Below are 26,681 nucleotides of genomic sequence, written 5' to 3' on the forward strand. Positions count from 1 at the left end.
GACGAAGGGGGCGGCCGCAGCGATGCGGCCGCCCTTTTTCATTTCGGCGGCCGGATCGTGGCCTTGATGCCGCCCTTGGCGAGTTCCGGCGTGAGGCGTCGTGTCAGGTCAGCCCCGAATTCGGCGTCGGCGCTGGCCTCGCCGGCGGCCGCCAGACGACGGCTCGCCGCCGCGATCTCGGCCTTGCCGACGGCGCACACGGCCGCCTCGGCGGTCAACGGCAGGGTCTCGATTCCGCGTTCCTGGTCCTTAAGCCGCACGGTGTAGCGCTCACCGCAGGCCAGCTTGCCGCTGATCGACTCGAAACACGGCTCGCGCTCCAGATAGACCGTCACCACCCATTGGCAGAAGACGGGCGGGGGCGGCGCCTCCGGCGTGGCCGGCGCCTGACGCGCCTCGACGTCGGTGCGGACGAAGAGCTGGTAGCGGATCAGGGCGTTCTCGGCCTGCTTGCCCTTGGCGAGCAGCAGCGGCACGTCCTTGCGGGCGACCTGCAGATAGCTGGCGTCGGTGCGGACGATCTCCGGAGGCGGAGGCGGAGGGGGCGGCGGGGCCTGAAACACGGCGTCTCCTCGAGGCGGGTCGGCAGCTTAGCGCGCCGACGAACCTCCGCCAGGGCCCGCGCCGACCCCAACTCACGCCTTCTTGAGATTTACAGCCCCCGGAACACGCCCTAAGTCCAAAGCGATGCGGAAGGCCGCGCTTATCAGCCTGTTCCTGCTCGCCTGGCCCCTGGGCGCGGCGGCCAAGCCCCCGGTGCTCGTGGAGCTGTTCACGGCGCAGGGCTGTGGCTCGTGCAATGACGCCAACGGCTATCTCGGCAAGCTGGCCGAGCGGCCCGGCGTCCTCGCGCTCACCTACTCCGTCGATTATTGGGACTACCTCGGCTGGACCGACACCTTCGCCCGGCCGGAGTACGCCGAGCGACAGAAGGCCTATGTCAGCCGCCTGAAGCTGCGCGAACCCTATACGCCGCAGGTGATCGTCGATGGCCATGAGGAGGCGCAAGGGCTCAAGACCGCCGAGGTCGAGCGCCTGGTCCGCGCCGCCGCCGCCGCCCCGCGCAATCCGCCGGACATCCGGTTCGTCGGCGCTCGCCGGGTGGACGTGGGTTCCGGTCGGGTGGCCAAGGGCGGCGCCGAAGTCTGGCTGATCCGCTACGACCCCCGGGCTGTCGAAGTAGCGGTCAGGGCTGGCGACAATCGCGGCGAGACGGTGGTGCAGAAGAACGTCGTGCGCGAGATCCGCCGCCTGGGAAGCTGGCGCGGCAAGCCCCAGGCCTACCGGCTGCCGGCGGCGGCCGACGACGGGCTGAAGACGGTGGTGGTGGTGCAGGGGCCCCGTGGCGGCCGCGTGCTGAGCGTGGCCCTGCGCAAGTCCTGAGGCCAGGGCCGGCTTCCCGGGCGGGACGGCTCCGGACATGCGTCAGCCCGCGCGGCTGGAGAGGCACCGCGCGGGCTTGCGCTTGGGGTAGACAGTTGGAGTGTCGGTTGGCCAACCGCCGATCCAGGGGGGCTGGGGGGGCTGTTCAGGATCCGGGACCAACAGTCTCTGACCAACCGACGATGTGAATATCGGGGGCGCATCGGGCGGGCGATGGACCAAATTGAGGTCATTTCTGGGCCGAGCTAGGCCGCCAATTCTGGGGTGGCCGGACTCAAAAAATTCATACAGGCTCGGTTGCGATGGCATTCGAACAGAGCCCCGCGGCCCCGCGCCAGGCCGGCGTGTTCTTTGAGCGGCGCGAACTGGAGCGACTCCTCCGCCTCTATGGACGCATGGTCGCCGCAGGCGAGTGGCGCGACTACGGCATGGACAGCCTGCGGGAGTCCGCCGTCTTCTCGGTCTTCCGCCGCAGCGCCGAGGCCCCCCTCTACCGCATCGAGAAGCATCCCGCCCTGGCCCGCAAGCAGGGCGCCTGGGCGATCGTGGGGCAGGGCGGCCACATCCTGAAACGCGGCCACGACCTGGAGCAGGTGCTTCGGTTCTTCGACAAGGGCCGGTTCTCGGTCGTCGAGTAGCTGGCCAAAGAAAAACCCCGGCGGTCGCCCGCCGGGGTCCTTCGTTCGCGGTGCTGCGTCGAGACCTAGCGGCGGTCGCCGAAGATCTGCAGCAGGAATTGGAACAGGTTGATGAAGTTGATGTAGAGGCTGAGCGCGCCGTAGTTGGTCGCCACGCCCATGGCCGCCTGGTCGCCGCCCAGCTCGTAGTACTGCATCTTCAGACGCTGGGTGTCGTAGGCGATCAGGCCGGCGAAGATGAACACGCCCAGCACGCTGATGATGAACTGCATCATCGAATTCTGCAGGAACATGTTCACCACCGAGGCGATGACCAGGCCGATCACGCCAACGATCAGGAAGCTGCCGAACGCGGTCAGGTCCTTCTTCGTGGTGTAGCCGACCAGGCTGAGCCCGCCGAAGGCGACGGCCGTGATCAGGAAGGTCGAGGCGATCGAGCCGCCGGTATAGACCAGGGTGAGCCCGCCGAGGCCTGCGCCGATCAGGGCCACGATGGTCCAGTAGAAGATGCCGGCGCTGCGAGGCGTCGCGTTCTTCATCGCGAACATGCCGAACAGGATCACGCCCAGGGGTGCGAAGGCGACGATCATGCCCAGGACGGTCATGCCGTAGCCGCGCGCCGTCTGCACGTAGAGCAGGTCGCGAACGGGCGGGAATTGGCCGGTGACGTACGCCAGGGCGGCCGAGAGCACGAGGCCCAGCGCCACCTTGTTGTAGACGCCCAGCATGAAGCTGCGGAGGCCCGCGTCCACCGACATGTCGGCGCGATCCGCCGGGATCGAGCGCGCGTAGCCGCGGTTGAAGTCGCTCATTTGAGCAAGGCCCTATGATGCGCGTCCCAAACCGGACGCAGGTGAAATATCGTTTCGCTGCGTGTCGGAAGCAAGGCCCATCACGCACGATACGGTGAACGCGTTAGGATACATGTATGATCCGCCTCTTCGCAGCCCTGTCCATTCCCCCGGAGATCGGCCGCGGCCTGCTGGCGCGGCAGGCCGGAATCGAGGGCGCGCGCTGGCGGCCCCTGGAGGCGCTGCACGTGACGCTGCGGTTCTTTGGCGAGATACGGCAGGACGTCGCCCGTGACCTGGACTCCGAGCTGATGGGGATCGGCGGGCGGCCGTTCGAGATCGGTCTGGCCGGCGCCGGTTCGTTCGCCGACGGGCCGGAGATCAACGCCGTCTGGGCTGGGGTCACCGAGAACGCCGAGTTGCGCCGGCTGGCCGAGGCCTGCGAGAGCGCCGCCCGGCGGGTGGGCCTGAAGCCCGAGAAGCGCAACTATCGCCCCCACGTGACGCTGGCCTATCTGCGCCGGCCGGATCCCGGCCAGGTGGCGGCCTGGATCCAGGCCAACAACCTGCTGAAGTCGCCGCCCATCGCCATCGACCGCTTCGGCCTCTATTCCAGCATCCTGGGCCGCGAAGGCTCGCACTACCGCCTCGAGGCGGAGTATCCGCTAGCTTAAGCCTCCACCGCGTAGTCCTTCAGGACCCCCAGGGGCACGATGGCCAGGGTTTCCTCATGGGTGCTTTCCAGCACCACCTGCGGCGCGGCGCCGGCGTCGAGGGCCTCCTTCCAGCGCGGTGCGCAAAGGCACCAGCGGTCGCCGGGCTTCAGGCCCGAGAAGCCCAGGTCCGGCCGCGGGGTCGAAAGGTCGTTGCCCACGCTCTTGGAGTAGCTGAGGAACTCGGCGGTCATCACGGCGCAGACCGTGTGCATCCCCACATCGTGCGGTCCGGTCTCGCAGCAGCCGTTGCGGAAGAAGCCGGTGACGGGTTCGAGCGAGCAGGGAAGCAGTTCCTCGCCCAGAACGTTGCGGGCGCCGGCGTCGTAGCGGATCGGGCGTGTGGCCATGGGCCCATCCTAAACGCTAAGACTTGCGCATCGCCAATGCGCGAAGGAGCTGCAATCCACATGAACCCGTCCGCACGCCCCCGCCGCAGCGCCCTCTACCTGCCGGCGTCCAATGCGCGGGCGGTCGACAAGGCCCGGTCCCTGCCGTGCGACGTGGTGATCCTGGACCTGGAGGACGCCGTGGCCCCCGACGCCAAGGCCGAGGCCCGGGCGGCCGCTGTCGAGGCGGTGAGGGCCGGCGGCTTTGGCGGGCGCGAGGTGGTGATCCGGGTGAACGGCCTCGACACCCCCTGGGGCGCCGAAGACATGGCCGCCGCGGCGGGCGCGAAGCCGGACGCCGTCCTGGTCCCGAAGGTCTCGGCGCCGGCGGACCTGTCGGCGGCGCGGACCCGGCTGGGCGAGGGCCTGCCGATCTGGGCGATGATCGAGACCTGCGCGGCCATGTTCCGGCTGGACGCCCTGGGCGCGGAATCCGTGAACGTGGGCGTCGAGGCCTGGGTGATCGGCTCCAACGACCTGGCCAAGGAGATGCGCTGCGTCCTCACCGTCGGCCGGGAGCCGCTGCTGGCCGCCCTGTCGCTGAGCCTGATGGCGGCGCGCGCGCACCGGCTGGCGATCCTGGACGGGGTGTTCAACGAGATCGCCGACGCGGATGGCCTGGCCCGGCAGTGCGCCCAGGCCGCGGCCTTCGGCTTCGACGGCAAGAGCCTGATCCATCCCAGCCAGGTGGAGCCCGCCAACGCCGCCTTCACGCCGGACCCGGCCGCGGTGGCGTGGGCCCGGACCGTGGTCGGCGCGTTCGGCCTGCCCGAGAACGCCGGCAAGGGCGTGCTGAAGGTGGATGGCCGGATGGTGGAGCGCCTGCACTTCGCGGAGGCCAAACGCCTGCTTTCCGTGGCCGAGGCCATCGCCGCGCGGGAGGCCGCATGAGGCTGGCCGCGGCGGTGATGCTGGCCGCGCTCGTCGCGGCGCCGGCGCAGGCCCAACCGGCCCCCGCCGACGCGATCGACCTCCTGCTGCGCCCGCCGCCCAAGGACGTCGACGTCGAGGAGCCCGACACCGCGGCCACGGGCTCGAAGGTGGATCCCGACCCCGACCTGCCCGGCGGCCCGCAACCCTACCGGCCCTACGTCCCCCCGCCGCACCCGACCCTGACCGCGCCGGTGTTCGTCAACGAGACCGGCAGGAACCCCGACCCGCCGCCCACCTCCGCCGAAGCCGCCTACGACAGCCGCCTGCGCTCGTCGGCCGCGTCGGTGCAGGGCTTCCTCGGACCGATGGACGGCGGCTGGACCCTGGCGGCGGACAGCCAGCCGCTCTACGCCTTCCAGCTTGTCGACAAGAACGGCTCGGTCGAGGGCGCCTGGCGGGACCTGCGCCGGCCCGGCGCGGTCGACGCTTCCGGCTTCTTCGAAATCGTCGAGCGCACGGGCGGCGACCTGACCTTCCGCTTCGAGGGCGGCGGGGTCGCGGTGCTGCACCCCGAAGGCGGCCACTGGTCCGGCCGGCTCACCGAGGGTGGCCGCAGCGAAGCCGTCAGCCTGACGCGGCGGGCGCCTTAAAGTCCGAGGACGCCCCGGGCCGTCGCCATGGCCCTCGCCAGGTCCTCCGCTCCGTAGGCCTCCGCCGTCCCCACGCCCCACACCGGCCCCGGCCACGCGGCATCGTCCGCCCGGCGCCCCACGACGTGGACATGCAGCTGCGGCGTCACGTTGCCGAGCTGGCCGACATTGAGCTTTTCGACCCGCCGGCCGAGCGCCGATCCCACGGCGCGCACCGCCAGGCCGGCCCGGACGATCTCTTCCGTCAGCGCCGCCCGGTCGTTCGGCGACAGGTCTTCCAGCTCCCGGGCGCCGGCGATCCGCGGGATCAGGACGATCCAGGCGTAACGGGCATCGGCCTGCAGGCGGGCGTGGCTGAGCGCCAGGTCGCCGAGGGCTTCGGAGGTCGGGGGAAAGGCCGGATGGAGCTCGAACATGGTCCCCTGCGCGTGCGGCATTGCAGCATTTGCCTCAAACGGCTACGCACCCGCCGACATATCAGCAAGGAGCAGTATCATGGCGAAGCAGCCCATTCGCGTGGCGGTCACCGGCGCGGCCGGCAACATCGGTTACGCGCTGCTGTTCCGGATCGCCTCGGGCCAGATGTTCGGCGCCGACCAGCCGCTGATCCTGCAACTGCTCGAGATCCCCGTCGAAGGTCCGCAGAAGGCGCTGAAGGGCGTGGCGATGGAGATCGACGACTGCGCGTTTCCGCTGGTCCAGAGCATGGTCCTGACCGGCGAGGCCGACGTGGCCTTCAAGGACGCGAACTGGGCCCTGCTGGTGGGCTCCAAGCCCCGTGGTCCCGGCATGGAGCGCGCCGACCTCCTGAAGGACAACGGCAAGATCTTCATCGCCCAGGGCCAGTCCATCGACAAGGTGGCCGCCGACGACTGCCGCGTGGCGGTGGTGGGCAACCCCTGCAACACCAACGTGATGATCGCCGCCAGCCAGGCCAAGCGCCTGCCGAAGGACCGTTTCACCGCCATGGTTCGCCTCGACGAGAACCGCGGCCGCGCCCAGCTTGCGCAGAAGGCCGGCGTCTCGATCGACCAGGTCAGTGACCTGTTCATCTACGGCAACCACAGCCCGACCATGTTCGCCGACTTCACTCACGCCAAGATCGGCGGCAAGGACGCCGCGTCGGTCATCGGCGACGAAGCCTGGCTGAAGAACGACTTCCTGCCGGCGGTGGGCAAGCGCGGCGCGGCGATCATCGAGGCCCGCGGCGTGTCGTCGGCCGCCTCGGCCGCCAACGCCCTGGTCGACCACGTGCGCGACCTGGTGACCCCGGGCGCGATCCACTCGGTCGCGGTGGAAAGCCAGGGCCGCTACGGCTTCGCCGACGGCGTCTGGGCCGGCATGCCGGTGAAGACCACCGCCACCGGCTACGACGTCCTGACCAACTATGAGATGGACGACTTCGCCAAGTCGAAGATCAAGATCACCAACGACGAACTGGTCGGCGAACGCGACACCGTGAAGGAAATGCTGGCCTAAGGCTCGGGCCCGCCTTCTCCCTTCGAGGGAAGAAGGCGGGCCTGGCTGAACCCTACCGAGGCGCCATCCGGATGGCGCCGTCCAGGCGGACGTCTTCGCCGTTGAAGTATCCGTTGGTGATCATGGTCAGGGCGAGCTGGGCGTATTCCGGCGCCTGACCCAGGCGCTTCGGGAACGGCACCGAGGCGGCCAGGGCTTCCTTCACCTGCGGCGGGGCGCCGGCCATCAACGGGGTCTCGAAGATGCCCGGCAGGATGGTGTTCACCCGGATGCCGTCGCCGGCCAGGTCGCGGGCGATGGGCAGGGTCATGCCGACCACGCCGCCCTTGGACGCCGAATAGGCCGCCTGGCCCATCTGGCCGTCCTCGGCCGCCACCGAGGCGGTGTTGACGATCGCGCCGCGCTCGCCGTCGATCGGCTCCAGGTCCAGCATGCCCTTCGCCGACTTGGCGATGCAGCGGAACGTGCCGACCAGGTTGATCTGGATGATCCAGTTGAACGCGTCGAGCGGGAAGTGCTTGGTCTCGCCGGTCTGCTTGTCGCGGCTGGCGGTCTTGAAGGCGTTGCCGGTGCCGGCGCAGTTCACCAGGATCCGCTCCTGGCCGTGGGCCGCGCGGGCCTTGGCGAAGGCCGCGTCGACCTCTTCCTCGGACGTGACGTTGCACTTGCAGAAGACGCCGCCGACGTCCTTTGCGACCGCTTCGCCCTTCTGTTCGTTCATGTCGAAGATGGCGACCTTGACGCCCTTGGCCGCCAGGGCCCGGACCGTGGCCTCGCCGAGGCCCGAGGCGCCGCCGGTGACGACCGCCGCAACGGATGAATTGAGTTCCATGGACGCGCCGCTCCCATATGATGGCGTGAGTAATTTCGGCGAAGCCTTAGCCCGATGAGCGCCAGCAAAAAAGCGTCACCCGACGTCACCTTCGATCCGGAGGCGGAGATCGCCCCCGGCCGCGCCCTCGTGCCGGCGGTGATGAAGCTGAACGAACGGCGTGTGGACGAGGGCTTCTGGCCCAAGATGCGGCGCGTCGTGGCCAAGGTTCCCTTCGCCAAGGAGGCGCTGTCGGTCTGGTACTGCGCCAAGGACGACGACACGCCCCTGGCCGCCAAGGGGATGATGCTGGCGGCCCTCGCCTATTTCGTGATGCCGGTGGACGCGGTCCCGGATTTCATCGCCGGCCTCGGCTACACCGACGACGCGGCGGTCTTCACCGCCCTGCTGGCCCTGCTCGGCCGCAACCTGAAGCCCAAACACAAGCAGGCCGCCCAGCGGGACATCGAGCGGCTTCGGGGAGAGAATTAGCCCTCGCCGTCGCGCACCGCGCTCAGCTTCGCCGAACGCGCCAACTGCTGTTCGCGGATGGTGATGAAGAGGGTGGAGGCCACCACGATCCCGGCGCCCGCCATCGTCCAGACCGACGGGAGTTCGTGGAACAGCAGGAAGCCCGCCGCGACGCTGAACACCAGCCGGGTGTAGTCGATGGGCGCCATGGCTCCGGCGTCGCCCAGCTGCATGCCCTTGATGTAGCAGGCCTGGGTGATGGTCCCGAGCACGCCCATGGCGCAGAGCAGGGCCAGGTCCGCCGGCGCGGGCCAGCGCCAGCCGAAGAACGCCCCGGGGATCGAGAACAGGAAGCCCAGGGTGGCGGCCCAGACCAGCAGCACGGTCGGGGAATGGTCGCGGGTCATCACCTTCATGCCCGTGATGGTCAGGGCGAAGAGGAACGAGGCGGCCAGCATGGCCAGCGCCGGCAGGCCCAGGACGAACTCGCCGCTGGCGCCGGGCCGCACCATCAGCAGCACCCCCAGGAAGCCCACAAGCGCCGCGCCGATCCTTAAAGGGCCCACGGTCTCGCGCACCACGAAGGCCGCCAGCGGCACCAGCCAGAGGGTGCGGGTGAACGACAGCGCGTTGGCGTCGGCCAGCGGCATCTCCTGGAAGGCGTAGAACGACAGGATCATGCCCAGCGTCCCGGCCGCCGAGCGGAAGAACAGGATGCCCGGCCGCGTGGTCGCGAAGGCCGCGCTCCGGCGCTGGACGATGATCGGCAGCAGGATCACCAGGCCCGCGGCCTGGCGGTAGAAGGCTTGCAGCGAGGCCGGATAGTCGTCGCCCAGCAGCTTGATCAGCACGGTCATGGCCGTGAAGCCGAGCGCGGAGCCCAGCATCCACAGCGCGCCGCGCAGGTTGTCGGGCCGGGCGGGCGCGCCGCTCACGAGCCGCTTGAAGGGGCTTGGGCGGGCTGCGGGGTCGAGAACTCCCCGAACAGCTCGGCGAAGGGCGAGGGGCCGGATTGGTCCCAGGCGTGGCGCGAGCCCACGGTGATGCCGCCATCGACCACCAGGTGCGTGCCGGTGACGAAGGCCGAGGCGTCGGAGGCCAGGTAGAGCGCGGCCTGGGCGATGTCGTCGGGCATTCCGGCCTTCGGGACGGGCTGGACCTTGGCCGCGTTGTCGGCGACCCGCGCCGCCATCTGGTCGGCCACCGCCCGGGGCAGCCCCAGCGAGGCGCCGAAGATCGAGGTGGCGATCAGGCCGGGGCAGATGGCGTTGACGCGGATCTTTCGCGGCGAGAGCTGGGCGGCGGCGACCCGGGTCATGTGGATCACCGCGGCCTTGGCCGACGAATAGGCGATGGGCCCCCAACCCGCCTGCAGGCCGGCGATGGAGGCGGTGTTGACGATGGCCCCGCCGCCGCGCGCCAGCATCAGGGGCGCGGCGTGCTTCATGCCCAGCGCCGGGCCGCGAACCAGGACGTCGTAGATCCAGCTCCAGGTCTCGGCCTCGATCTCCTCCAGCACCCGCATGCCGTCCGAGATGCCGGCGTTGTTGAAGAGGATGTCCAGGCCGCCGAACTCGCTCACGGCCAGGTCCAGCGCCGCCTTGATCTCGACCTCCCTGGTGACGTCGCAGTGGGCGTAGCGGACGGCGCCGGGGAAGCGCTTCTCCAGCATGGCGCCCTTCTCGTCCTGGATGTCGGCGGCGACCACCTTGGCGCCCTCGGCGACGAACAGTTCCACGGTCCCCAGGCCGATACCCGAGACCCCGCCCGTGATCACCGCGACCTTGCCGTCCAGACGCCCTGCCATGATCTCTTCCCTGTCGTTGGTTATCAGCGATCAGTAGGAGCCTCGGCGGCGGGCGACAACCCGGATCAGCAGCCTCCGGTCCGGCAGCGGTCGCGGTAGGTCCGCCAGGCCTCGTCACCGGAGCGGGCGATGGCCTCGTCCGCCATGGCGATCGCGACACGGCCGCCTGCCTGCTCGTCCGGTGTCTCGGCGCGCACGACCGGCGTGACCACGATAGCGCGGCCGTTGGGCAGGGTAAGGGTGCGCGTCTCGCCCGGTCGCATCTCCAGGCTCGCGGTCTCGGCTGGATCGAACCTGCGGCTGAGGCTCGCGGTGACCCAGAGGCGATCGCCGCGCTGCACGACCGCGGTGAAGAGCCGTTCCTTGCTGCCCGAGGCTATGAAGGTTCCGGTCCGGTAGTAGCGCTGCGAGCCGAAGGAGGTCAGGTCGGTCATCAGCGCCCGGCCTTCCGAATCGGTGGTCGAGGCCACCAGGCGAACGGCCGTGCCCGGTTCCACCCATGAACGGCCCGCGGCGGCATAGATGCGGCGCGGCTGCGGGTCGGGCCGCGGCCGAGGCTGGGATTTCGGTTCGGCGCCGCGCTCATCGGCCCAACGTGGCCGATCGCGATCTGCCAGGGTCGGCGTGGCCTGGGTGTCGGCCAGCGCCTGGGCGAGCGCGAAGTCAGGGCCTGCGGGAACCGGCGGGGCGGGCGCGGGCCGGACGGGCGGGGCGACGCGGCTCGACATCGGCGCGAGGCGGGGAACCTCCGTCGCCCCGATGCGCGCCAGCACCGGCGTCGCCAACGCCGGCGCGGACGGAAGCTCGACGACCTGAACCCGCACGGGCTTGACCATCCAGGCCGAGCCCGTGGCGGCGAGGGCCAGCGCCGTCAGCATCGCCAAGCCCAGGACTTGCTCGCGCGGGTCGGGCGTCCGGCGCGCCAGCAGGCGGATCCGCTGGGCCAGCGGGTGCGGCTCGGCCTGCAGCCAGTAGCAGCCGAGCGGCAGGGGTTGGGTGGCGAGCTGGGTCTTAAGCATGGCCTCGGCGTAGCTGCGCCGCACGGTCGGATAGCGGGCGATCACCTGTGCGTCGCACGCCAGCTCCTGGTCGATGCGCAGGCAGCGGGCGAGCACGTGGAGCAGGGGGTTGAACCAGTTCACGCAGCGCGCCGCCGCCACCAGGGCGTTGATGCGCGTGTCGTGGCGGATGATGTGCATCGCTTCGTGGGCCAGGACGGCGAACCGCTCGCGCGGGGTGTAGCGCTCGTCGAAGTCGGCGGGGGTGACGACCCTGGGCGCCAGCACGCCCACCGCGGCGGGGCCGGCCAGGCCGTCCTGCATGGCGCGTCCGAACTGGGCCTGGCGCCAGGCCATCCAGGCGACGTTGACGAGGACGCCGGCGATCCAGAGCCCCATGAGGAGCAGCCACGGGTCGAAGGACGCGGCGGCCGGGGCCGGCAGCGCAGCGGCGTACGCCGCGAGAGGCGGGGCGTCGGCCGCGGGGACGGTGGCCGCCCGCACGGTGACTGTTTCGACGCGGGCGGGTAGCAGCATGCCCAGGGCGGCGAGCGGGACCAGCAGCCAGAGGCCGTAGGCGATCCGCGGGCCGAACAGCTTTCGCGCCGGCGTGCGCAGGAGCAGCACGAGTGCGACGGCGACGGCCGCCGCCAGGTTCGCGGCGATGAGGATGAGCAGGGCGTCACTCATCGTCGAGGTCCGAGATCAGCTTCTTGAGGAGCTGGATGTCCTTGGGCGTCAGGGCCCGGTGCTCGGCGAAATGGGCGACCAGCGGGGCGACCTCGCCGTCGAAGAGGCGGTCGACGAGGCTCTGGCTCTCGGATTGGACATAGTCGGTTCGGCTGACGAGCGGGCGGTAGAGATAGCCCCCCTCTTCACGGCGTCCCTCAATGGCCTTCTTGCGTAGCAGGCGGGTGATCAGGGTCTTGACCGTGCCTGGCGCCCAGCCGTGCGCCTCGCCGACCTCGGCCACGACGCCGTCGGGCGTCAGCGGCCCGCAGCGCCACAGCGCCTCCATGATCTGGCTCTCGGCTCCAGAGATCTTCACGGCCACACCCGGCCCTCCGCATTACCGAAAATACACGTGTATTTTAGATGAAAGTACATCTGTATCCTCACCGACCCGGGCCGCCGTGGCCAGTGATTTTGCGTTCATGTTCGGAGAGGCGTCTTGCACCGCAGGCTCATTTGGTTGGCGTCAGCCGCACTCGTGCTCCCGTCCGCAGCCGCCGCGCAGACCCCGCCCGCGAACCCCGCCCCTAAGCCGGCGGCCGGAACCGTGGGTGAGGTGGTGGTGACCGGCCAGGCGCCGGCGGTGCAGGCGTCCATCGACCGGCGCAGCTACAGCGTCGCCGCCGACCTGCAGGCCCAGAGCGGGTCGATCGGCGACGCCTTGCGCAACGTGCCGTCCGTCGAGGTCGACGTGAACGGCAATGTCGCCCTGCGCGGCGATCCGAACGTCACCATCCTGATCGACGGCAAACCCTCCGGCCAGTTCCGCGGCGAGGGAAAGGGCCAGGCGCTGCAGGCGCTGCCGGCCGAGCGCATCGAGCGGGTGGAGGTGATCACCAACCCCTCGGCGGAGTTCCGCGCCGATGGCACGGCCGGGATCATCAACCTGGTGACCAAGAAGGCCAAGGGCGCCGGACAGACCGGTTCCGCGCGGCTCACCGTCGGGACGAGCGAGCGCGTCTTCGCCAACGCCAGCACCGGGTACAACGGCGAGAAACTGAGTGTCTCGGCGGACGCCTTCATCCGCCACGACCCGCAGAAGCAGCATACGGGGGAGGACCGCTCGCGCCTCGATCCCGCGACGGGCCTGTTCGCCGACTCGGATGTCGCCGGCGTGAACCACGTCACCGTCGACTTGATCGGCGGCCGCGCCAGTGTCGACTACGACCTGGACGCCGATACACGGCTGACCGGCGAACTGCGGGTCCAGCGCTTTCGCTTCGACCTGGATAGCCTGACCCATACAGAGCGGAGCGACAGTCTCGACGCCCTGGTGGAGGTTTTCGATCGCGCGACGAGCGTCCGGCAGAAACGATTCAATCGCGAACTCACCACCGGCCTACGCCGCAAGCTGGGCGGCGAGGGCCACGAGGTTTCGCTGAGCCTGAGCTACGAGGCCATCGACTACGACCGCCAGCGAAGGGGGGCCACCTTCAGCCGCCTGCCGGCGCTGCCGGACGCCTTCGACGACCAGCCCACCTACAACGACTACCAGCAGATCCAGCTGAAGGCCGATTACGTGCGGCCCTTCGCCGACGGCGCGAAGCTGAAGCTGGGCTTCGACGTCCAGCGCGACGACAACAGCCAACTGAACCTCGGCTTCCGGGGGCCCACCGCGCCCGGCGCCGTCCCCGATCCAGCGCTCACGAGCCTGTTCAAGTTCGAGCAGCTGCTCAGCCAGGCCTACGTCACTTATGAGCGGCCGATCGGCGACGTGACCGTGCTGGCGGGCCTGCGGCTGGAAGACTCCCGGATCGACCTGACCCAGGCGACGCTCGGCCGAAAGGACGAAAACGACAGTTCACGGGTCTATCCCAGCCTGCACGTCTCGTGGAAGGCGACCGACACCCAGACCTTCACCGCCAGCTACAGCCAGCGAGTTCAGCGGCCCGACCCGGATTTCTACAATCCCTTTCCGTTCCTGCTGGACCCGGTCACCTATCGCTCGGGCAATCCGAACCTGAAGCCGCAGCAGACGCAGTCGTTCGAATTGGGCTGGCAGTATCGGAAGAGCCCGGTGAACTACCTGGCGACGCTCTACTACCGCGAGAACGACAAGGTGCTGTCGGACGTCACCCGCGACCTGGGCGGCGGGATCTTCCTGGTGACGCGGGACAATGTCGCCCAGACCCGGGCCGGCGGGCTGGAGCTGGTGGCCAACGGTCGACTGGGGCCCAAGCTGACCTACAACGTCAGCAGCAACCTCTACTGGAACGAACTTGACGGCTCGGCGCAGAACCTCGGAAAGCGCTCGACGGTGACCGTGTCAGGCCGCGCCAGCCTGAGTTGGCAGATGACGCCGGACGACCTGATCCAGATCAACGGCTTCGCCAACGCCAAGCGTCTGACCGCGCAAGGCTACATCCAGCCGTTCGGGATGCTGAACATCGGCTACCGCCACAAGTTCAACGACCGGGTCTCGGGCCTGATCACGTTCCAGGACGTGCTGGACACCTTCTCCTACAAGGAGGTGGTCGATACGCCGATCCTGAAGCGACGCGTCAGCCAGAGCGTGGACACGCGGGGCGTCCAGATCGGCATCGTCTGGACCCTGGGCGGCGGCAAGGCCCGCGACCCGGGCTTCGACTTCGGCGGGGGAAGCGGCGGACCTACGCCGTGACCCCCGCCGCTCGTCATCGGGATCAGACCGTGACCACGACCTTGCCCATGGCCTTGCGGCTGGCGAGATGGGCGATGGCCTTCGACGCGTCGGCCAGGGCGAAGCGCTCGGAGACGTAAGGCTTGATCTTGCCGTCGGCGTACATTTGCAGGAGTTCCGCCACGCTCTCCTGGTGCTTCCTGGGGTTCTTGCCGACCCAGGCGCCCCAGAAGACGCCCACGATCTCGCAGCCCTTCAGCAGCGCCAGGTTCAGCGGGATCTTGGGAATCTCGCCGGCCGCGAAGCCGACCACCAGATATTTTCCCTCCCAGGCGATGGAGCGCAGGGCGGGCTCGGCATACGCGTCGCCGATGGCGTCATAGATCACGTCGGCGCCGTTCGGGCCGGTGGCGTCCTTGAAGAGCGCGCCCAGCGCCTTCTGGCCGTCGCGGTCGAAGGGCCCTTTCGGATAGACCACGCCGGAGGTCGCGCCACGGCTGAGGCAGAGGTCGATCTTCTCCTGGCTGGAAGCCGCGGCGATGACGTTGGCGCCCATGGCCTTGCCCAGCTCCACGGCCGCCAGGCCCACGCCGCCCGCGGCGCCCAGCACCAGCAGGGACTGGCCAGGTTGCAGGTTCGCGCGGTCCTTCAGCGCATGCCAGCTGGTGCCGTAGGTCATGATGAAGGCCGCGGCGTCGTCGAAGGGCATGGAGTCGGGGATCTTCACCAGCCGGGTGGCTTCCAGCGCCAGCTCCTCGGCCATGCCGCCCCAGCCGGTGTTGCCCAGCACCCGGTCGCCCGGCTTCACATTGGTCACGCCCTCGCCTACCGACTTCACGATCCCGCTGATCTCGCCGCCGGGCGAGAACGGGCGCTCGGGCTTGAACTGGTACTTGTCCTCGATGATCAGCACGTCGGGAAAGTTGACCCCGATGGCCTTGACCGAGACGACGGCCTGGCCGGGTTTGGCCTCGGGCGAGGGGACATCCTCCAGCACCAGCGTGTCCGGGCCGCCGACGGCCTTGCTCAACAGTGCTTTCATCGACGTCTCTCCCGGTTGGTCTGGCGATTTGCGGCGCGACCCTAACCAAGTCGAACGGATGTTTGAAGCCCGCGGGGCGCCGCTCAGGCGGAAAGCACGTCGCGGACCGGCCGCCGAAGGGATCGCGGCAGGCCCGGCCCCTGGCCAAAACGCACGACCAAGTCCGGGCGGCGGCCCGATGTTCCCAGCCAGGCGGCGAACGGCCCGCGGGTGGGCGCGTCCTCCACGGGCTGGTTGAGGAACGCGGTCCGCAGGCCGGCGATTTCCGCCATCAGGGCAAAGCGAGTGTAGGCGCGGCCGGCCTCCAGCCAGCCGCGGGGGTCGTTCGTGGCGGCGGAGAACACCGCAAGCCCGGCCGAGCTGCGCATCTGGCTTACGATCTTTTTGGTCTCGCCCTTTTCGGTGAACGCGAGGTCGAACGCCAGCGCCCCCAACGCCCGGGGCAGCGTGGGATTGCCCGACGATGCGGCATAGAGCCCGTCGCGGCGACGCGCAGCCTCGGCGCCGTCGAAGCGGATCCAGGCCTTCAGCTCGCGGCGGAAGGCGGGGCTTTGCACCTGAGCCGTGTTGCCGCGAACGATGAACTCGGTGGCCTGCTCGAGCCGCCGGCGATCGGTGACGAGCACCGTGTCCACCGTGCCCTGGCCTGCTCGCTCCAGGGCCCGTAGCACGGCGACCGGCGCTGGCTGGCCGTCGTACTCGCCCCGCGTCGAAGCCCTGCGGGGAATCGCGGGGGCCAGGGCCGCCTCCGGACGCGCGACGCGTTCAAAGATGAGGCGCGCCCCGCGGCGAGCGTCGAAGCTCTCGATCTGTCCCTGCCAGCCGTAGTGCGGCGCGGCCTGCAGCAAGGTCTCGGCGGCGCAGCCCAGGCTCGCGAACAGGTGATGGTCGTCCGGATCGACCACCGGGGTCCGTCGGGCGTAATCCGGCTGGATCCCGATAGTTTGACCCGCCACGACGAAGCGCCAGGGCTGGGTGTTGTGGCTGTTCGCCGCCAGCGTCGCGGCATGCACGAGCGCACGGGCCGGAAAGCCGGGCCCGTCGGGATCGATCAGCCGCCAAGTCGCGGTGACGGCGTCGCGATAAGCCTCGTTCGACCCGCAGGCGGCCAGGGGCGCGGCAGCCAAGCCAAGCGCCACCGTTCTGCGTGAGAGCATCTGGAGGTCTCCTGTCGCGTCGCCCGTTCGTCCCACCCGAGGGCGAGCAGCGCCTTGACCCCCGTCAACGCCTGCGGCGACGCGTCCGGCGGCAGCGATTTGGTGACGGACGCCGCGTCGCCTATATTCGCCGCTCTCCAGAAGGACCGAATTCCTTGGGCGTGACCCTCGATCTCAGCCGCGCGCCGGCCAAAGCGCTTGTGCCGCCCAACCTCACCGGTCTCGACCGGAAGGAGCTGGCGGCCGCGCTGGTCGAGGCCGGGGTGGTCCCCGAGGCCAAGGCCAAGATGCGGGCCAGCCAGCTTTGGCGGTGGATCCACCACTATGGCGTGACCGACTTCGCCGAGATGACGGACGTCGCGAAGGAAACCCGCGCGGCCCTCGCCGCCGCCTTCAGCCTGGCGCGCCCGCACATCGTCGAGCGCCAGGTCTCCAAGGACGGCACGCGGAAGTACCTGATCCGCATGGGTCCGGGCATCGAGGTGGAGACCGTCTACATCCCCGACGTGGGCCGGGCCGGCGCGTTGTGCGTGAGCTCGCAGGTCGGCTGCACATTGAACTGCACCTTCTGCCACACGGGCACCCAAGCCCTGGTGCGCAACCTGACCGCCGCCGAGATCGTGGCCCAGGTGCAGGTGGCTCGCGACGACCTGGGCGAATGGCCGTCGCCGAAGGAAGACCGCAAGCTCACCAACATCGTCTTCATGGGCATGGGCGAGCCCCTCTACAATCTCGACCATGTGGCCAAGGCCATCGACATCATCTCCGACAACGAGGGCATCGCGATCTCGCGCCGGCGGATCACGGTCTCGACCTCCGGCGTCGTGCCGCAGCTCCAGGCCCTGGGCGAGAAGACGCGGGCGGGCCTGGCGATCTCGCTGCACGCCACCAACGACGAGCTGCGCGAGAAGCTGGTGCCGCTCAACAAGAAGTACCCGCTGGCCGAGCTGATGGCCGGCATCCGCGCCTATCCCGGCCTGTCGAACGCCAACCGCGTGACGTTCGAATATGTGATGCTGAAGGGCGTCAACGACAGCCCGGCCGAGGCCAAGGCCCTGGTCCAGTTGCTCAAGGGCGTCCCGGCCAAGATCAACCTGATCCCGTTCAACCCGTGGCCGGGCAGCGGCTACGAGTGCTCGTCCTGGTCGACGATCGAGGCCTTCGCCGCGATCCTGAACCGGGGCGGCTACGCCTCGCCGATCCGCACGCCGCGCGGCCGCGACATCCTCGCCGCCTGCGGCCAGCTGAAGAGCGAGAGCGAGAAGGTGCGCGCCAGCGCCCGGCGCAAGGCTGCCGTTTCGGAATAGTAACGCCTCCGTGGTAACGGTTCGGCCTAGTTTCGGGGACGCGTTGCATGCCGACACCATCGCCAGAGATCCAGGCCTTCGCCGCCGGATTCCCGGTGTTCCTCGCCCACGCGGGGGTCACGGTCATCATCCTGTTCGCGGCGGCGGCGCTCTATGTGCTGCTCACCCCGCACAAGGAGATCACCCTGATCCGCGAGGGCAACACGGCCGCGGCCGTGTCGCTGGGCGGGGTGCTGCTGGGGTTGGCGATCCCGCTGGCGGCGTCGCTGCGGGCCTCGACCAACGTCATCGAGATCGGTCTGTGGGGCGCGGTGACCGTGGTGGTCCAGCTGCTGGTCTTCCGGCTGGTGGACATGATCCTGCGCGGCCTGCCCAAGCGGATCCAGGAGGGCGAGATCTCGGCCGCCGCCCTGCTGGTGGGCGCCAAGATCGCCACGGCCCTGATCGTCGCGGCCGCGCGTAGTTAGGCGGGCTTGGGCTGACATGAAGTTTCCGCGGCTGCCGGATTGGGTGGTCTACGCCGCGATCGTGGTGGCGCTGCTGTTCGCCGCCCTGGGCCGGGACGAGCGCACCGACGCGCCGCCGCCGCCGCCCAAGGGCGCCGACCCTCTGGGCGAGGCGCTGGGCCCGGCCTCGCCGTTCGACCCCTCGGTGGTGGTCGATGTGCCGGCCAAGGTGGGTCCGGCCGCCGGCACGGCCTTCTCCATCGCCAGGGCGGGCGTCTGGCTCACCGCCCGCCACGTCGTCGACGGCTGCCGTCGGGCCGCCATCGTGGTGGGTCCGGGGACCGGCGTGGCGGTGAACGTCCGGGTCGATCCGCGCGGCGAGGCGGCGCTGCTGTTCACCGAGGGCGGGGCGGCCCCCCTGCCGCTGGGCCTGGCCGAACCGCTGCGCCGCGGCCAGCGGGCCTTCCACCCCGGCTTCCCGCAGGGCGAGCCGGGCGAGGCCAGCTCGCGGCTGCTGGGCCGGGAGAACCTGGTGGTGCGCGGCCACGGCGCGCGCACCGAGCCGGTGCTGGTCTGGGCCGAGACCGGACGGACCGAAGGGCTGGAGGGTACGCTGGGTGGGCTGTCGGGCGCGCCGGCGCTGGACGCCCAGGGCCGGGTGCTGGGCGTGACCATCGCCGAGAGCCCGCGCCGCGGCCGCATCTACACCACCGCGCCGGAGATCGTGCGCGCGACCCTGGCGGCCAACAATCGCCGCGCCGACGCCACCGCCGCCCTGGGCGAGCCCATCACGCCCCAGAACTACTTCTATGTCGCCGACGACCTGCGCCGCGAGCTGCAGGTGGCCCAGGTGGTCTGCCTGGACTAGCTGGTCTGAGCCGTCGCCGCAGCGTCGTCGCGGCGGCGCTGATAGCGGGCCAGCAGCAGGAAGAGCAGGATCGGCGGGATCGCCGTCAGGCCGGTGGCGATCCACGAGGTGGCGTACGCGCCCATCAGCCCCTGGGTCTGGGCCAGGCCGTCGACCGCCGCGCCGGAGAAGCCCTTCAGGAACTTGCCCAGGAAGGCGTAGGTCGAGGACAGCAAGGCGTACTGTGTGGCCGTGTAGCCCAGTCCGGTGAGGCTCGACATGTAGGCCACCAGCGCCACGCCGGCGAAGGCCTGAGCGAAGTTGTCCAGCGCCATCACCGCCGTGAAGATCGGTATCTCGTGGGAGATGGTGAGAAGGGCGAAGGCCGCCGTGCCCACGCCCTGGAGGACCGACCCTGCGATCAGGGTCGGGAAGAGGCCGAACCTCACCGCGCACAGGCCGGAGACGGCGATGCCGACGAAAGCGCCGGGCAGGCCGGTGGCGGCCCGCACCACCGCCACCGTGTCCTTCGTCAGGCCCAGGTCGTGGTAAAACGGATTATACATCGGCCCCATCAGGTAGTCGGGAAGCCGATAGGCCGCGATGGCCGCCAGCATCAGGAAGCCCAGCGTCTTGTGGGTGGCGAAGAAGTCGATGAACGGGCCGACGACCGCATCGAAGAAGCCGCGAGGCGTCCACAGCGGCGCCTTCGCCTGCATCACGGCGTCGGCCTTCGCCGGTTCCATGGCGAAGAAGCTGGCGGCCACGCCGATTCCCATCAGCACCGCCATGGCGACATAGGATTGGGGCCAGCCGAGATGGGCGGCGTACGCGATGATCGCGGCGTCGGCGATGATGATGGCGACGCGGTATCCCATGGAATAGGCCGAGGCGAGGAGACCGATCTCCTCGGGGTCGGACGAGGCTTCGATCCGCCAGGCGTCCACCACGATGTCCTGGGTGGCGGAAGCCAGGGCGACCAGCAGGGCGAAGGCGCCGATCTTGGTGAGGTCCGCGGGGCCTGACACGGCCATCGCGATCAGCCCGAACGCGACGACGAATTGCGACAGCATCATCCAGCCGCGCCTGCGCCCGAGGCGGCCGAAGATCGGAACATCCACGCGGTCGACGATCGGCGCCCAGACGGGCTTCAGGACATAGGCCATCCCGACCCAGGAGATGAAGCCGATGGCCTTGAGCGTGGTGCCTTCGTCGCGCAGCCAGTAGCCGAACGTGCCCGCGGTCAGCAGGAACGGCAGACCCGAGCTGAAGCCCAGGGCCAGCATGACCGCGACCTTGGGCTGGCGCAGTGAGCGGACCACATCCATGGCGGTGCGCTTGCGCTTGGCCGCGGGCTTGTCGGACATTCTGATCTCCGGGCGAAGCGCCCCTCGGGATCAGCCGAACTTGGCGCGCGCCGCGGGCTTCGTAAAGGCGGACCCGGTCCAGCGGGTGAGGGCGACGCGCAGGGCGTCCGGCGACAGCGGCTTGACCAGGAAATCGTCCATGCCGGCCGCGAGGCAGGCGTGGCGGTCGTCCTCGAAGGCGTTGGCCGTCAGGGCCACGATCGGGGTCTTGACGCCGTTCTCGCGCAGCTTGCGCGCGGTCTCCTCGCCGGAGAGGCCGGGCATGCGCATGTCCATCAGGATCAGGTCGTAGGCCTCGACCTCGGCGGCCGCGAGGGCCTCGGCCCCGCTTGTGGCATGCTCCACCTCGCAGCCCTCGCGGGTCAGCAGGGCGCGGGCCAGCAGCGCGTTGATGGGATTGTCCTCGACCAGCAGGATGCGCGCACCGGGGGCGGCGGCGGTGACCACGCGTTCGTCGATCTGGGCTGGCTGGCTGGGGTCGGCGGCGGCGCCGGCGGCGATCAGCACGCGCTCCGCCAGCGAGGCGCGGCGGAGCGGCTTGATCAGGTAGCCGGCGAAACCCGACCGGCGGTAACGGGCGATCCGGTCGCGCTCGTCGGGCGCCAGCAGCACGATGGCCGGACGCTGCAGGGGCGGGCGGAGCGCCCCGTTGGCGGCCGCCAGGCTCGCGTCGACCAGAATCACGTCGCCGGGCCGGGTGCGGGCGATGGCTTCGGGCAGGGCCGGGGCGACGACAACCTCGCCGCCGCAGGCCTCGATCTGCAGCCGCGCGGCCTCGCGGACCATGGGATTGGGCGAGGCCACGCCGATGGTGCGGCCCTCCAGCGCCCGGGCGGGTACGGCGGCCGGCAGCACCGGGAACGAGGCCTCGAACCAGAAGCAGGCGCCGCCGCCGGGCGCGGTCTCGACCCCGACATCGCCGCCCATGGCGCGGGCCAGCCGCCGCGCGATCGCCAGCCCAAGTCCGGCGCCGCCGAGGTCGGCGTGGGCGGCTTCGGCCTGGGCGAATTCCTCGAAGATCCGCTCCCGGTGGGGTTTGGACACGCCCGGGCCGGTGTCCTCCACCCGCAGCCGCAGGCGGCCCGGTTGCGGGACGGAGGCGGCGATCAACACGCCGCCGTCCTCGGTGAACTTGACGGCGTTCCCGGCGAAGTTGAGCAGGATTTGGCGCAGGCGGCCCTCGTCGGCCTGGATCGAGGCCGGGGCGGCCGGCGCGGCCCAGACGATTTCCAGGCCCTTTTCCCGCGCGCGGGGCGACAGCAGTTCGGCCACGCCGCGCAGCAGGCCCTCGATGTCGGTCGGGGCGGGATGCAGCTCCACGCGCCCGGCGCCCAGCTTGGCGTAGTCGAGCACGTCGTTGACCAGCGTCAGCAGGTGCTGGCCGCTGTCGTGGAGCGCGGACACATAGGCCTTCTGCTCGGCGGTGAGCTTGGTGCCCTCCAGCAGGCGGGCCATGCCCAGGACGCCGTTCAGGGGCGTACGGAACTCGTGGCTGAGCGAGGCGAGCTGCTCAGCGCTGATCTGGGCGCGGGTCGGGCGGCGCTCGGATAGGGGACGAGAGGGTCTACGCATGGGGCGCAAGGCTTAAGCGTAACGACTTAACGGTCGGTCAAGCCCGGGGCGCCCCGCTGCTACAAAACAACGCGAAACAGCGTTTTCTACGCGGTTAAGTAGACGGAACGCGAAAGCCGTCGTTTACTAGGCCATAAGGTCCGTAGTGCGCTTTGGGGGAGCGTCATGAACCCTGTCGAGCTATTGACGCAACGAGAGCGCGACTGTCTGCGCCTTGTCGATCAGCATTTGAGCTCGAAGCAGATCGCCCGCGAGCTGGGCATGTCGAAGACCTCCGTCGACACCTACTGTGACCGCGCCCGCCGCAAGCTGGGCGTCGACGACCGCTTCAAGGCGGCGAAACTCCTCCGCGACGTCGAGGTGAATCCTGTCCTGATCGCGTCAGGACAAGACGCGATCAGGACAGACAGCGCCGCTCCAAGCTGGCCCGATGAGCCGGCAACAGATGGGGCGTCCGATGGGTCAGCAACCGAACTTCGAGAACAGAGCGGTGATTGGGAGGGCGCTACGCCTTCGCCGGGAGATCGACGACTTCGAAGCGCGTTGGCCGGCCCTGGCGAAACGGGAGGAACTCCTTCCCGGCTTTTCCTGGACGCAGCTCGAGCGGCAGCTCGTCGATCTTTCGGCGACTCCGACGCAGGCGGACATGGCGCGGCACTTGGTTTCGGCTACCCGGAAACTGGCGCCGTTCAAGCCGCCGGAAATGGTGCTGCGCGAGATCCTCTGCCTGACCTGGGTTCTCCTCGACGAGAACTTCAAGGGCGAGCCGGAGCCTGGAGCCGCAGAAACGATCTGAGCCCCGCGCTCCGGGTCGGCGCGATCGTCGGGATCGCCCTCGTCACCGCCCTCGCGTTCGGAGGGATGTTGGCCGGGCTGCATTACCTCAACGACCTGGCGGCAAGTTTACTAAAGGCCTGAACGGCCAAGAAACCCTGTTTTCGCAACAATCAAGGCGCGCCGTGATCCACGCCGCGCATGGAGAGAAGTCATGCTCAAAGAACGCCGTATGGCCGCCGAGCAAGTCGCCGGGGCCCTGTTTGAAGCTGAATCTGCCATCGACGCGGCCCTGTCGAAAACCGCGATGCTGGCAGGCGTTATGCCCAGCCTGCGCAAGGCCGCCGGGGCCTCGGCCCTGATCGGCCAGGACGCCGTCGAGCGCGCGAGCCAAGCCATCATGGCCCTGGCCGAAGCCCGCCGGGCGATCGTCGAGACCCACAAGGAACTGAGCGTCGTGCAGGTCCAGATCGGCCTGGGCGCGGTGAAGATGGCCGGCGACGAAGGCGACAAGCCGCCGCCGCAAGGCGTCGAGCTCACCCGTACCCGCATGCGTTCGCTTCGCATCGCCTCATAGGCGCCCGGTCGGCGGTTCCAACCTAAGATAGTGTCTGTCAGACTACGGCCCTCGGAACATCCGTGGGCCGTAGCTTTGTCCTCATACCAATTGCCGATCTGGGTCTGGCCCGCCGCGCTGATGGTCGTCTGCGTCCTCGCGGTGTGGCGCGGTCGCGACGAGGAGCGGCTTGCGTCGGCCGGATTGCTCGCAGCTTGGGCGATCTCGATGGTCGCCTTCAGGGCGAAGAGCGAGGATACCCAGTGGCCAATCCTGATTATCGATACCTGCTTGTTCTGCCTCTACGTCTACATAGCGATGCGAAGTCGCCGCTTCTGGCCGTTGTTCCTGGCGGGGTTCGGATTGCTCATCGTGGCCACTCACGTGGCGCACGCCCTTGATGCCGGAATTAGCGGTTGGGCCTATTGGACCGCCGCGCGCATCTGGAACTACCTCTGCCTTTTCATGATCGGCTACGGCTCCTGGACCGCTCCGAAGCGTTACGCGGAGATCGAGGCCGGCGACGCCAGCGAGGTTCCCGGGGCGACCCGGCGGTAGATCAGCGCCTCGGCCACATGCGCGCGGCGCACCGGACCGGAGCCGTCCAGGTCGGCGATGGTGCGGGCTAGCCGCAGGGTGCGGGTCCAGCCGCGCGCCGAGAGGCCGCCCAGTTCGGCCGCCTTGGCCAGCAGCGCGCGAGCCGGGGGATCGAGGTCGACGATGCTTTCCAGGAAATCGCCCTCGGCCAATGAGTTCAGCGGCGCGCCGTCGGTCCCGGCCGCCCGATCCTGCTGCATCGCGCGGGCGGCCAGCACGCGGGCGGAGGCCTCGGCGGTGCCCTCCGCCGGCGGGGGCAGGGCCATGTCGGCGGCCGTCACCGGCGGAACCTCGACCTGCAGGTCGATACGGTCCATCAGCGGGCCCGAGATGCGACCCTGGTAGTCGGTCTGGCAGCGGGGCGCGCGCCCGCAGGCCCCGCGGCCCGCCCCGCCGTGGCCGCAGCGGCAGGGGTTCATGGCCGCCACGAGCTGGAAGCGGGCGGGATAGCGGACGTGGGCGTTGGCGCGGGCCACCACGACCTCGCCGGTTTCGAGGGGTTGGCGCAGGCTGTCCAGGGCCTGGGTCCCGAATTCCGGGAGTTCGTCGAGGAACAGGACGCCGTTGTGCGCCAAGCTCACCTCGCCCGGCTTGGCCTTCAGGCCGCCTGTGAAAGTGCAAAAGGCGATGACCCTCCGGGGGCCGATTGCACGCCAGGAGGACAACAGCCGATGAGCCCGGCTCAACAGCCAGCGAGCCTGGATCGCAAAACGCAACAGGCAATGCGTCTAGTTTCGGATGTGCGGGAGGACTGGCTTTCCACAGCCCCGACGCCGCGAGCTCTGAGCGCGACGCGCGGGACGCTACGTGTGCCGTTCGACGGTGCGCCGGTTGGGTTCGAGTCGAGCTTCGAGCGTGACTTTCTCGTCTCGTGCAGAATCGAACCCCGCATTCGCAAGGTGCGGGCGCAGCAATTGCAGATCCGCTATCTCGATCACGCGCGCATGACAGAGCGCCGGTACACCCCCGACTTCGTGGTTGATCTGCAAGCCTCGGCCGACGTGCCATTCACGCGGGTTGTCGTTGAAGTGAAACGGCTGGAAGATCTGTGGCGCTCGAGACGGGACATGCGAGCGGCTTATGCGGCCGCGAGGGTCTGGGCATGGAAGCAGCCGGCGACGATCTTCAAAGTGGTCACCGACCTCCAAATGAACTCCGGCTGGCTCACGAACGCGCAGCTACTGTCACCCTACTTGGACCGCCCCCACGACGCCGATCTGATCGAACTGATCAGGACGAAAATGCGGTCGCTAGAGTCGGCGCGGATTCGAGAGCTTGTCGCATCCGTCACCGGGAGAGGGTTCAGCTCGCACAGGACCTTGGCAGCGATATATCGCATGATGGCCCTCGGGGAGCTTCAGTGTGATCGCGGACTGCCAATCTCATCGATGACGTGGGTGACCTTTGCCTCCGGCAGGAGGTGACTATCTCAGGCGGCCCCAAGATACCTGGCGTGCGGTCGAGCCGTTCGGCGCGGGGGTAGCCGTCGGTGGCTAGGGAACTCCCGGCCGCAGCTACCTATTGGACTTCGGCACATAGCCGGGAGACAAGCCGATGAGTTGCGCGACCTTCTCGTGAGCGAAGAAGTCGCCTTTGCGGATGGCCTCACGACCGATTTCGGCGTCCTCGGCGGCGGTGAGATGTGTTCCGCTCCGGCCTTGGCCGTACGGCGCATGGGACCTCGTGCTCGTGGATACTCTAGTGCCGGTCGGCCGATCGGGCCCTAGTCGCCATCGGGCTGTTCCAATGGTCGGCGGGTTATGCCGTTGCCGTCGAGCAGCGAGACGTCGACTTCCAGCGCGCCCTCCGGGATGAGGACCAGGCCCTGCGTCGCTTCGATCGCCTCGCGCGTCGCAAGTTGTGCGGAAACGACGTAGTTGCCGTGTGTCTGGCTCCACTTCTTAAACGGATAAACCTTCACGCGCTTCGTCATCTGCCCTCGCGGAATTCATGCTAGCCCGGCCGAGCCGCAGCGTCATTGGCTGACCTTTTCGAGGCTCACCGCCCGGTCGATGGCGACGTCGGGATTCTTGTAGCAGTAATTCCAACGCTCTTGCGATGCGGAGCTTGTCGGCCAGCTTGGTCAGATACCAGACGCCGAGCGCGCCTTCGCTGTCAGGTCCGTCGGAGGGCGCGACCTCGGACACCAGATCATCCCCTGCCCCATTCTTCGAAACGGCGTACATCTGCCGCCCTTCGAAATCCCGAGACGGGTCCGCGACCGATGTCCCGTAATTGGCTTGGCTGTCGTAGATGGCGCCGTCGAGAAAACAGGCATCGCCGCCTGGCTGCTTTTCGGCGTTCAGTGTCGTCATCGTATCGAAGCGAGCGCCCTGGCGGGTCCGCGCCGCGTCGCGAACTGGGGCGCGCCTCGATCGGAGGCCATGTGCAAGCTGCAGCCGAGCTTGCCCGTCGGGCGCGGAGTCGCTCCGCTAACCGCATAGCCGGAGGTGATGCAGACTGCGGCCTCATGTTCACACAGGATCCACCGGCGTCGGCATAGGATGCGCACGCTCGATGATGCTTGCTGCCACAAAGCAGCGGTCCTCTCGGAATCGGCGGGCAAGCAGCTGAACGCCGCTCGGAATTCCACTCACCAGGCCGGTTGGAACTGAGAGGCCTGGAACTCCAAGGAGAGGTGTTACCAGTTGGGGCGACTGCTCGCGGAGGACCTCTCGCATC

General features: G+C 69.2%; 30 protein-coding genes and 2 pseudogenes. 16 read left to right on the top strand and 16 right to left on the bottom strand.

The features are described 5' to 3' along the window. Positions 1-38: 38 nt before the first annotated feature. Positions 39-563, bottom strand: coding sequence for a hypothetical protein (locus EPO51_RS23915; protein ID WP_293355714.1), 525 nt, complete (start codon positions 561-563; stop codon positions 39-41). Between the two features lie 124 nt (positions 564-687). On the opposite strand from EPO51_RS23915, the gene EPO51_RS23920 reads away from it, so the two are divergent. Both EPO51_RS23920 and EPO51_RS23925 read left to right on the top strand, forming a co-directional pair. Next, positions 688-1,383: a DUF1223 domain-containing protein gene (locus tag EPO51_RS23920; protein ID WP_293355717.1), complete on the top strand. Its 696-nt coding sequence runs from the start codon at positions 688-690 to the stop codon at positions 1,381-1,383. A 302-nt stretch (positions 1,384-1,685) separates the two neighbouring features. Next, entirely contained in the window at positions 1,686-2,021 is a 336-nt protein-coding gene (locus tag EPO51_RS23925; RefSeq protein WP_293355720.1) for a DUF2794 domain-containing protein, read from the top strand. Between the two features lie 65 nt (positions 2,022-2,086). Here EPO51_RS23925 and EPO51_RS23930 read toward each other — a convergent pair whose 3' ends face one another. Then, on the bottom strand, positions 2,087-2,833 hold the full coding sequence (locus tag EPO51_RS23930; RefSeq protein WP_293355723.1) for a Bax inhibitor-1/YccA family protein: 747 nt from the start codon (positions 2,831-2,833) through the stop codon (positions 2,087-2,089). A 116-nt stretch (positions 2,834-2,949) separates the two neighbouring features. Here EPO51_RS23930 and thpR point away from each other — a divergent pair, with 116 nt between their 5' ends. After that, positions 2,950-3,486, top strand: coding sequence for an RNA 2',3'-cyclic phosphodiesterase (gene thpR, locus EPO51_RS23935; protein WP_293355726.1), 537 nt, complete (start codon positions 2,950-2,952; stop codon positions 3,484-3,486). On the opposite strand, the gene EPO51_RS23940 is transcribed toward thpR, so the two are convergent. Beyond that, positions 3,483-3,875 carry a DUF2237 family protein gene (locus EPO51_RS23940; protein ID WP_293355729.1) on the bottom strand — a complete coding sequence of 131 codons (393 nt, stop codon included), beginning with the start codon at positions 3,873-3,875 and terminating at the stop codon, positions 3,483-3,485. The genes thpR and EPO51_RS23940 overlap by 4 nt on opposite strands. 60 nt (positions 3,876-3,935) lie before the next feature. On the opposite strand from EPO51_RS23940, the gene EPO51_RS23945 reads away from it, so the two are divergent. Together EPO51_RS23945 and EPO51_RS23950 are read left to right on the top strand one after the other, a co-directional pair. Beyond that, positions 3,936-4,805: an HpcH/HpaI aldolase/citrate lyase family protein gene (locus tag EPO51_RS23945; RefSeq protein WP_293355732.1), complete on the top strand. Its 870-nt coding sequence runs from the start codon at positions 3,936-3,938 to the stop codon at positions 4,803-4,805. Continuing rightward, positions 4,802-5,437, top strand: a complete 636-nt coding sequence (locus EPO51_RS23950) for a hypothetical protein (protein ID WP_293355735.1) — start codon at positions 4,802-4,804, stop codon at positions 5,435-5,437. The genes EPO51_RS23945 and EPO51_RS23950 overlap by 4 nt, the downstream gene beginning before the upstream one ends. Here EPO51_RS23950 and EPO51_RS23955 read toward each other — a convergent pair. Then, on the bottom strand, positions 5,434-5,874 hold the full coding sequence (locus EPO51_RS23955; RefSeq protein ID WP_293355738.1) for an HIT domain-containing protein: 441 nt from the start codon (positions 5,872-5,874) through the stop codon (positions 5,434-5,436). The genes EPO51_RS23950 and EPO51_RS23955 overlap by 4 nt on opposite strands. A 58-nt stretch (positions 5,875-5,932) precedes the next feature. On the opposite strand from EPO51_RS23955, the gene EPO51_RS23960 reads away from it, so the two are divergent. Beyond that, positions 5,933-6,916, top strand: a complete 984-nt coding sequence (locus EPO51_RS23960; RefSeq protein WP_293355741.1) for a malate dehydrogenase — start codon at positions 5,933-5,935, stop codon at positions 6,914-6,916. 52 nt (positions 6,917-6,968) lie between these two features. On the opposite strand, the gene EPO51_RS23965 is transcribed toward EPO51_RS23960, so the two are convergent. Beyond that, complete coding sequence (locus EPO51_RS23965) at positions 6,969-7,748, bottom strand: SDR family NAD(P)-dependent oxidoreductase (RefSeq protein ID WP_293355744.1); 780 nt, start codon at positions 7,746-7,748, stop codon at positions 6,969-6,971. A 54-nt stretch (positions 7,749-7,802) separates the two neighbouring features. Here EPO51_RS23965 and EPO51_RS23970 point away from each other — a divergent pair, with 54 nt between their 5' ends. Then, positions 7,803-8,219, top strand: a complete 417-nt coding sequence (locus tag EPO51_RS23970) for a YkvA family protein (protein WP_293355747.1) — start codon at positions 7,803-7,805, stop codon at positions 8,217-8,219. Here the strand turns inward: EPO51_RS23970 and EPO51_RS23975 are convergent. The 4 genes from EPO51_RS23975 to EPO51_RS23990 all read right to left on the bottom strand — a co-directional run bounded on the left by EPO51_RS23975 (position 8,216) and on the right by EPO51_RS23990 (position 12,051). Then, on the bottom strand, positions 8,216-9,133 hold the full coding sequence (locus EPO51_RS23975) for a DMT family transporter (protein ID WP_293355750.1): 918 nt from the start codon (positions 9,131-9,133) through the stop codon (positions 8,216-8,218). The two genes, EPO51_RS23970 and EPO51_RS23975, sit on opposite strands and share 4 nt — an antisense overlap. Beyond that, positions 9,130-10,005, bottom strand: a complete 876-nt coding sequence (locus tag EPO51_RS23980; RefSeq protein ID WP_293355753.1) for an SDR family NAD(P)-dependent oxidoreductase — start codon at positions 10,003-10,005, stop codon at positions 9,130-9,132. The genes EPO51_RS23975 and EPO51_RS23980 overlap by 4 nt, the downstream gene beginning before the upstream one ends. Positions 10,006-10,070: 65 nt before the next feature. Next, positions 10,071-11,693, bottom strand: coding sequence for a M56 family metallopeptidase (locus EPO51_RS23985; RefSeq protein ID WP_293355756.1), 1,623 nt, complete (start codon positions 11,691-11,693; stop codon positions 10,071-10,073). Next, a complete protein-coding gene (locus EPO51_RS23990; RefSeq protein ID WP_293355759.1) occupies positions 11,686-12,051 on the bottom strand; it encodes a BlaI/MecI/CopY family transcriptional regulator in 366 nt (121 codons plus the stop codon). The genes EPO51_RS23985 and EPO51_RS23990 overlap by 8 nt, the downstream gene beginning before the upstream one ends. Before the next feature lie 162 nt (positions 12,052-12,213). Between EPO51_RS23990 and EPO51_RS23995 the strand changes: the two genes are divergently transcribed. After that, positions 12,214-14,355: an outer membrane beta-barrel family protein gene (locus EPO51_RS23995; protein WP_293355762.1), complete on the top strand. Its 2,142-nt coding sequence runs from the start codon at positions 12,214-12,216 to the stop codon at positions 14,353-14,355. Between the two features lie 22 nt (positions 14,356-14,377). Here EPO51_RS23995 and EPO51_RS24000 read toward each other — a convergent pair whose 3' ends face one another. Both EPO51_RS24000 and EPO51_RS24005 read right to left on the bottom strand, forming a co-directional pair. Then, positions 14,378-15,376 (bottom strand): NADPH:quinone oxidoreductase family protein, encoded by a 999-nt coding sequence (locus tag EPO51_RS24000; RefSeq protein WP_293355765.1) that lies wholly within the window; start codon positions 15,374-15,376, stop codon positions 14,378-14,380. A gap of 83 nt (positions 15,377-15,459) precedes the next feature. Next, positions 15,460-16,533 (bottom strand): Acg family FMN-binding oxidoreductase, encoded by a 1,074-nt coding sequence (locus EPO51_RS24005; protein WP_293355767.1) that lies wholly within the window; start codon positions 16,531-16,533, stop codon positions 15,460-15,462. A 155-nt stretch (positions 16,534-16,688) separates the two neighbouring features. Here EPO51_RS24005 and rlmN point away from each other — a divergent pair, with 155 nt between their 5' ends. From rlmN to EPO51_RS24020, 3 genes are read left to right on the top strand one after another with little or no spacing between them, the layout of a single operon-like run. Further along, positions 16,689-17,840 carry a dual-specificity RNA methyltransferase RlmN gene (rlmN, locus tag EPO51_RS24010; protein WP_293355770.1) on the top strand — a complete coding sequence of 384 codons (1,152 nt, stop codon included), beginning with the start codon at positions 16,689-16,691 and terminating at the stop codon, positions 17,838-17,840. 47 nt (positions 17,841-17,887) lie between these two features. Continuing rightward, the gene (locus EPO51_RS24015) at positions 17,888-18,307 is read left to right on the top strand and encodes a DUF350 domain-containing protein (protein ID WP_293355773.1); all 420 of its coding nucleotides are present in this window, start codon (positions 17,888-17,890) and stop codon (positions 18,305-18,307) included. A gap of 16 nt (positions 18,308-18,323) precedes the next feature. Then, positions 18,324-19,154 (top strand): S1 family peptidase, encoded by an 831-nt coding sequence (locus EPO51_RS24020; protein WP_293355776.1) that lies wholly within the window; start codon positions 18,324-18,326, stop codon positions 19,152-19,154. Here EPO51_RS24020 and EPO51_RS24025 read toward each other — a convergent pair. Next, positions 19,151-20,500: an AmpG family muropeptide MFS transporter gene (locus EPO51_RS24025; protein ID WP_293355779.1), complete on the bottom strand. Its 1,350-nt coding sequence runs from the start codon at positions 20,498-20,500 to the stop codon at positions 19,151-19,153. The two genes, EPO51_RS24020 and EPO51_RS24025, sit on opposite strands and share 4 nt — an antisense overlap. 30 nt (positions 20,501-20,530) lie before the next feature. Then, positions 20,531-22,072 (bottom strand): response regulator, encoded by a 1,542-nt coding sequence (locus EPO51_RS24030; protein ID WP_293355782.1) that lies wholly within the window; start codon positions 22,070-22,072, stop codon positions 20,531-20,533. 165 nt (positions 22,073-22,237) lie between these two features. Here EPO51_RS24030 and EPO51_RS28105 point away from each other — a divergent pair. The 4 genes and pseudogenes from EPO51_RS28105 to EPO51_RS24045 form a co-directional block, all read left to right on the top strand. Beyond that, positions 22,238-22,402, top strand: a pseudogene (locus EPO51_RS28105) (response regulator transcription factor); the annotation flags it as partial. A 100-nt stretch (positions 22,403-22,502) separates the two neighbouring features. After that, on the top strand, positions 22,503-22,868 hold the full coding sequence (locus EPO51_RS24035) for a hypothetical protein (RefSeq protein ID WP_293355785.1): 366 nt from the start codon (positions 22,503-22,505) through the stop codon (positions 22,866-22,868). A gap of 192 nt (positions 22,869-23,060) precedes the next feature. Continuing rightward, complete coding sequence (locus tag EPO51_RS24040) at positions 23,061-23,423, top strand: hypothetical protein (RefSeq protein WP_293355788.1); 363 nt, start codon at positions 23,061-23,063, stop codon at positions 23,421-23,423. A gap of 90 nt (positions 23,424-23,513) precedes the next feature. Beyond that, complete coding sequence (locus EPO51_RS24045) at positions 23,514-23,960, top strand: hypothetical protein (protein ID WP_293355791.1); 447 nt, start codon at positions 23,514-23,516, stop codon at positions 23,958-23,960. Here EPO51_RS24045 and EPO51_RS24050 read toward each other — a convergent pair. Next, a pseudogene (locus EPO51_RS24050) lies at positions 23,903-24,607 on the bottom strand (ATP-binding protein); the annotation flags it as partial. The gene EPO51_RS24045 and the pseudogene EPO51_RS24050 overlap by 58 nt on opposite strands. Before the next feature lie 63 nt (positions 24,608-24,670). Between EPO51_RS24050 and EPO51_RS24055 the strand changes: the two are divergent. After that, positions 24,671-25,423: a TnsA endonuclease N-terminal domain-containing protein gene (locus tag EPO51_RS24055; protein ID WP_293355794.1), complete on the top strand. Its 753-nt coding sequence runs from the start codon at positions 24,671-24,673 to the stop codon at positions 25,421-25,423. A gap of 299 nt (positions 25,424-25,722) precedes the next feature. On the opposite strand, the gene EPO51_RS24060 is transcribed toward EPO51_RS24055, so the two are convergent. Next, complete coding sequence (locus EPO51_RS24060; RefSeq protein WP_293355797.1) at positions 25,723-25,932, bottom strand: hypothetical protein; 210 nt, start codon at positions 25,930-25,932, stop codon at positions 25,723-25,725. Then, positions 25,901-26,314 carry a hypothetical protein gene (locus EPO51_RS24065; protein ID WP_293355800.1) on the bottom strand — a complete coding sequence of 138 codons (414 nt, stop codon included), beginning with the start codon at positions 26,312-26,314 and terminating at the stop codon, positions 25,901-25,903. The genes EPO51_RS24060 and EPO51_RS24065 overlap by 32 nt, the downstream gene beginning before the upstream one ends. Between the last annotated feature and the right edge of the window lie 367 nt (positions 26,315-26,681).

The sequence above is a fragment of the Phenylobacterium sp. genome (assembly GCF_004297125.1).
Lineage (GTDB): Bacteria > Pseudomonadota > Alphaproteobacteria > Caulobacterales > Caulobacteraceae > Phenylobacterium.